This window comes from Nonomuraea sp. NPDC059023, assembly GCF_042740095.1.
In the GTDB taxonomy this organism is placed as follows: Bacteria; Actinomycetota; Actinomycetes; order Streptosporangiales; family Streptosporangiaceae; genus Nonomuraea.
This window is the reverse complement of record NZ_JBHYIO010000113.1, coordinates 1-3780: the sequence shown is the minus strand read 5'-3', so window position 1 is coordinate 3780 and position 3780 is coordinate 1. Positions and strand designations below refer to the sequence as shown.

The following is a 3780-nucleotide window of genomic DNA, read 5'->3' as shown; positions in this document are numbered from 1 at the left end:
GTCGAAGTGCTCGCATGGGCTTGGGTCGTGGAGTTCGACGAGGAGTGCCTCCAGCTCCTTGATGCGGGCCTCCAGCTTGTGGATCCGCTTGCGGTAGGGGATGACCGCAGCGGCTCTGGCATCAACCATTGGTGATCCTCTCTGGCTGGCGGAGAGCGCCGAGCTTGTCCAGTTCGCGCACCACCGACGACACCAGAGCGTCATGAAATGCTCCCGCCATGCAGGTGGTGGCGCAGCCGCACGCCTCACAGCAGGCGGTGTGCTTCTTGCGGTGACCGAGGACGTCGAGCCATCGCCGGAGGCCCCAGGGGAAGGCGTCAAGTTCGCTCTCGTCGTCCCAAATAACCATGCCGTCCGGCAGAAGGTCGATCAGATCGCAACGCTCATCCTCGGTCATCGCTCTGCCGATCGCCTCGGCTGCGGCCTGTACGGCCTCCTCTGGGACGTCAGCCATGTCCCCACATCTCCTCTCTGACCTTGCGTGCTTCCTTCATCACAGCGCCGAAGTCCGGGCGGCGAGCCATGACGATCTCCATCGCTCGCAGTTCCCGGATCGCCCATTCACGGTCGGTTCTCGCCCCCGCCACCTCGTCGCGCAGCCGCACCAGCTCGTCCACAGGCAGCTCGCAGCGGCAGTCCGCGTCCCAGTCCTGCACCCGTTCGTCACAGCAGGGGATCAGGAATCGTTCGCCTGGGTGGTCGGGGTTCTCGTACCAGTGGCATGGGAGCCGGTACCCGTCGCCAATCTCAGCCACGGCTCGTCCGCCCGTAGCGGCGGACAGGGATGCCCGCCTTCTCGGCCTGGTCTGCTGTGTGGGTGGCCCCGTGGGAGCCGTGCGGTTTGGGCTTGCGACAGGACGGCTTCACGCACGCGTCAATGAACGCGGCGCAGTAGTCGGCTCCCAGCGCGACCATCTCGTCATCTCGGCGGAGTCCCGCTCCCGGGCAGTAGGTGGTGCCGTCCGTGCGAGTGTTGCGGTGGTCGGGAGGGCAGTCGGGCAGGCAGGTGTCCCAGTCCGCCGGGTGGTGCTCCACGATCAGGCCGCCGCCCCACCGGGCGCCGACCCGTTCGCTGATCTCGTCAGCACCCTCCGCGCAGCCCTCGACGAGCGTCACGTTGTCGGGGCCGTGCCGGGACACCACCCAGGCGATGGCGCTCCGCACTGCGCCCTCGTCCTTCCACGTCCGACTTCCCGTGATCAAAAGGCGGACTGGGCGGGTCTCCTCAGGCAACGTAGGCTCCGTCCGCGATCTCCAGAAGGACGTTCGCGTGGCATGGGGCAGGACGACCATGTGCGTCGACGACCGGGCACCAGCAGGCGAGATCCTTGCCCACCAACTCCCGTCGGATCTCCTCCAGGGACGGGTAGGCGTCGCCGTAGCGGCAGTTCAGCAGGTCCCATTCGAAGAACTTCGCGGCGAAGTAGCGGGCGGTCTCCATGTCGTTGTAGGCGGGCCCTCCGCTGATGTCCATCGGGCTGCCGTGCACCCGGTACATGCGTCTGCCGTCGCGCTGGCTGCGCTCTGGCGTGATGCGGACAGGGTTGCCCCAGCGGGTGCTTCTGTCCACGCAGACCGCACCCTCTGGGAGCCGCCAGCCGCGCTCGCGCTTCCTCTGGATGCGCTTCGCGGTTCGGGTCTCAGCAACGGCCATCGCGGGCCTCCCGGACTCGGCGCAGCAGCGAGCAGACCGTCGCGACCGTGGACGGCTCCCAGCCGGCCAACCAGGCCAGGATCGTGCGGTCCCAGTCGCCCAGCGGTATCCCGTCGAGCGCGGCCCGTAGCGCCGTTGTGTTCGCGCGGCGTGCAGACTCGTCTGGGTCGCACGTGATCGCGTGCACCGGCTCGACGTCGATCGGGCCGCTAGGGATGTTGATCTCAGCCATGGTCAGCCCTTCTCTGCGCGGTTGAGGACGTCCACCGCTCTCTGCCGGTACATCTCGCGGAGCGCGCCATCGGCGAAGGCATCTGTGGGGATGGACACCTCAAGCGGTCTGGTCTCCTGGAATTTGGACATGGTCGCGGTGGCGTGCTGCCAGTCCGACAGGCCGCCCACCGTGTGCGGGAACGCTGGCGACCAGTCCGGGCTGGCCTCTACGTAGGCGAGAAGGTCCTTGCACGAGGCGTCAGCGGAGAACGGCATCGGTCAGCCCTCCTCAGTTGTCGGCCATGCGGCGTTCTGCCGCTCCAGGGGTGTCATCGGGCGAACGCTCCTCGAACGCCTCGTACAAGCCCCATCGTCCGCGCTCCCAGTTGTGGACCACGATCCGGACACCGGAGGGCAGGTGTTCGCGGACGAACTCGTACGCCTTGGTCTCGCTGCGGAAGGACTTCGGCTTCTCGGAGCCGACGGTGACCTTCCATCGGTTCGTGGGCGGCTTGTCCATGTCAGCCCTCCTCGGGAGAGTCGGCGGGGCGGACCAGCTCGGCAATGGCCTCGACCTGCTCCAGGGTGAGCTTGTGGCCGCGATCGAGCGTGACGCGATGGGCGGACAGAACGGCGAGAGCGTCGCTCATCCGTCGGTCCAGCTGGTGCTGGGCCATGGTCTTCACGAAGGGCGGGCCGTAGCCGACCGTGCTGCCGCCGTTCTGCCGCCCGGTGTCGAGCCGGTAGTCGCCGCTCAACCATGAGATGTCCGCCTGGACGGTGAACAGCTTGCGCCGCACTGCAGTCACCGTTGCCACGCAGTGACGCGAGTTCCTTCCATTCGGCTCACAGACGATCACCTCGTCGCCCACCCTGACGTTCAGCATCGGTCACTCCTCTTCGGGTAGGGCGAGAGCCTCGGCTGAGGCAGCGTCGCTGTGCTCATCACAGCGCCAGTCCGACCCGGTGGAGAGGTTGCGGCAGCCGGAACTGATGCACATCCGGCCGAGGCGCTCGTCCATCTCCTCGCACTCCGGGCACGGGCATAGCTTGGGGTGGGCGAGATAGATCTTGTGCAGCTCGTCGAAATCCATCTCGGTCAGGTCTGTGGTTACGGCCATCTCGTCCTCCTTGATCGCTTGGGGGTGGTGTTGGTGCCCTCCCGCGTCTCGCTCGCGGAGACCCGGCCCATACCGGGATAGAGGGCTGGGGTCAGCGGGCCGCGCGGGCGACCTTGTCGAGGGCGACCTTCGCCTTGGCGATGGCCCTTAGCGCCTCACCGAGAGCGTCGGCCTGCTCGTCAGTGGGCCCCGAGCCACTCCAGTCCGAGGCGAGTTCCTGCTGGGCGTCACCGAGCAGCCTGTAGGCGTTGCGGCGCATCTCTTCGAGCGTCGGGAGCTGCACGTCGGTTCTCCTCAGGGGGGTTAGGTCAGGGGCGGGTCTCGATTTCCCCCTGAGCAGGTTGGAGATGTAGGTCTGGTGGACCCCGTACTGGCGCGCAAGCTGCGATTGAGATGCGCCTGAGGCGATCTGTTCTCGAACCTGGGCGAGCTGGGAGACGGTCAGCCGGTTGCGGGCCTTACGGCCGAGCCGTTCGCGGCGTCGATCGTTCGCTTGGACCGTGTCGGCGCGGGCGGCGGCCCGGCATGTCTGGCAGCGGCACCGGTGCTTGTAGTACCGCTCCCGGCCATGAACCGGTAGGCGCTGCGGCGACCCGTTCGTCTGGCGCGCTCTGATCGCCTGGACAGCCGTGTTGCCGGCGCCCGGTCGAGCCTCAAACCAAGGGCGGGAAGGTACCTCTCCTTGATGCCATAGCTTCAGGATGCGGATTCGGGCTGTGCCGAGGTGGGCTGAGAGGTTTGCTCGGGTGACGCCCATCGCCTCGGCTGCGCGGCTGTAGTCGCCTTCGTGGG

10 protein-coding genes are annotated in these 3780 nt (G+C 67.3%); all 10 read right to left on the bottom strand.

Going from position 1 to position 3780, the window contains the following annotated elements; genetic code table 11:
• Window positions 1-121: 121 nt before the first annotated feature.
• On the bottom strand, window positions 122-454 hold the full coding sequence (locus ACFWYW_RS59100; protein WP_379628159.1) for a hypothetical protein: 333 nt from the start codon (window positions 452-454) through the stop codon (window positions 122-124).
• Complete coding sequence (locus ACFWYW_RS59095; RefSeq protein WP_379628161.1) at window positions 447-755, bottom strand: hypothetical protein; 309 nt, start codon at window positions 753-755, stop codon at window positions 447-449. Before ACFWYW_RS59095 ends, ACFWYW_RS59100 begins: the two co-directional genes overlap by 8 nt.
• Window positions 748-1293: an SLOG family protein gene (locus ACFWYW_RS59090; RefSeq protein WP_379628163.1), complete on the bottom strand. Its 546-nt coding sequence runs from the start codon at window positions 1291-1293 to the stop codon at window positions 748-750. Before ACFWYW_RS59090 ends, ACFWYW_RS59095 begins: the two co-directional genes overlap by 8 nt.
• Window positions 1226-1654, bottom strand: a complete 429-nt coding sequence (locus tag ACFWYW_RS59085) for a DUF4326 domain-containing protein (RefSeq protein WP_379628165.1) — start codon at window positions 1652-1654, stop codon at window positions 1226-1228. The genes ACFWYW_RS59090 and ACFWYW_RS59085 overlap by 68 nt, the downstream gene beginning before the upstream one ends.
• Window positions 1641-1886, bottom strand: coding sequence for a hypothetical protein (locus tag ACFWYW_RS59080; protein WP_379628167.1), 246 nt, complete (start codon window positions 1884-1886; stop codon window positions 1641-1643). The genes ACFWYW_RS59085 and ACFWYW_RS59080 overlap by 14 nt, the downstream gene beginning before the upstream one ends.
• Window positions 1887-1888: 2 nt before the next feature.
• Complete coding sequence (locus tag ACFWYW_RS59075) at window positions 1889-2143, bottom strand: hypothetical protein (protein WP_379628169.1); 255 nt, start codon at window positions 2141-2143, stop codon at window positions 1889-1891.
• Between the two features lie 13 nt (window positions 2144-2156).
• Window positions 2157-2387 carry a hypothetical protein gene (locus tag ACFWYW_RS59070; RefSeq protein WP_379628171.1) on the bottom strand — a complete coding sequence of 77 codons (231 nt, stop codon included), beginning with the start codon at window positions 2385-2387 and terminating at the stop codon, window positions 2157-2159.
• A 1-nt stretch (window position 2388) separates the two neighbouring features.
• On the bottom strand, window positions 2389-2754 hold the full coding sequence (locus ACFWYW_RS59065) for a hypothetical protein (RefSeq protein WP_379628173.1): 366 nt from the start codon (window positions 2752-2754) through the stop codon (window positions 2389-2391).
• A 3-nt stretch (window positions 2755-2757) separates the two neighbouring features.
• Window positions 2758-2988 (bottom strand): hypothetical protein, encoded by a 231-nt coding sequence (locus ACFWYW_RS59060; protein WP_379628175.1) that lies wholly within the window; start codon window positions 2986-2988, stop codon window positions 2758-2760.
• Window positions 2989-3079: 91 nt separating this feature from the next.
• On the bottom strand, window positions 3080-3780 hold a 701-nt coding region (locus ACFWYW_RS59055), incomplete at its 5' end, for a helix-turn-helix domain-containing protein (RefSeq protein WP_379628177.1).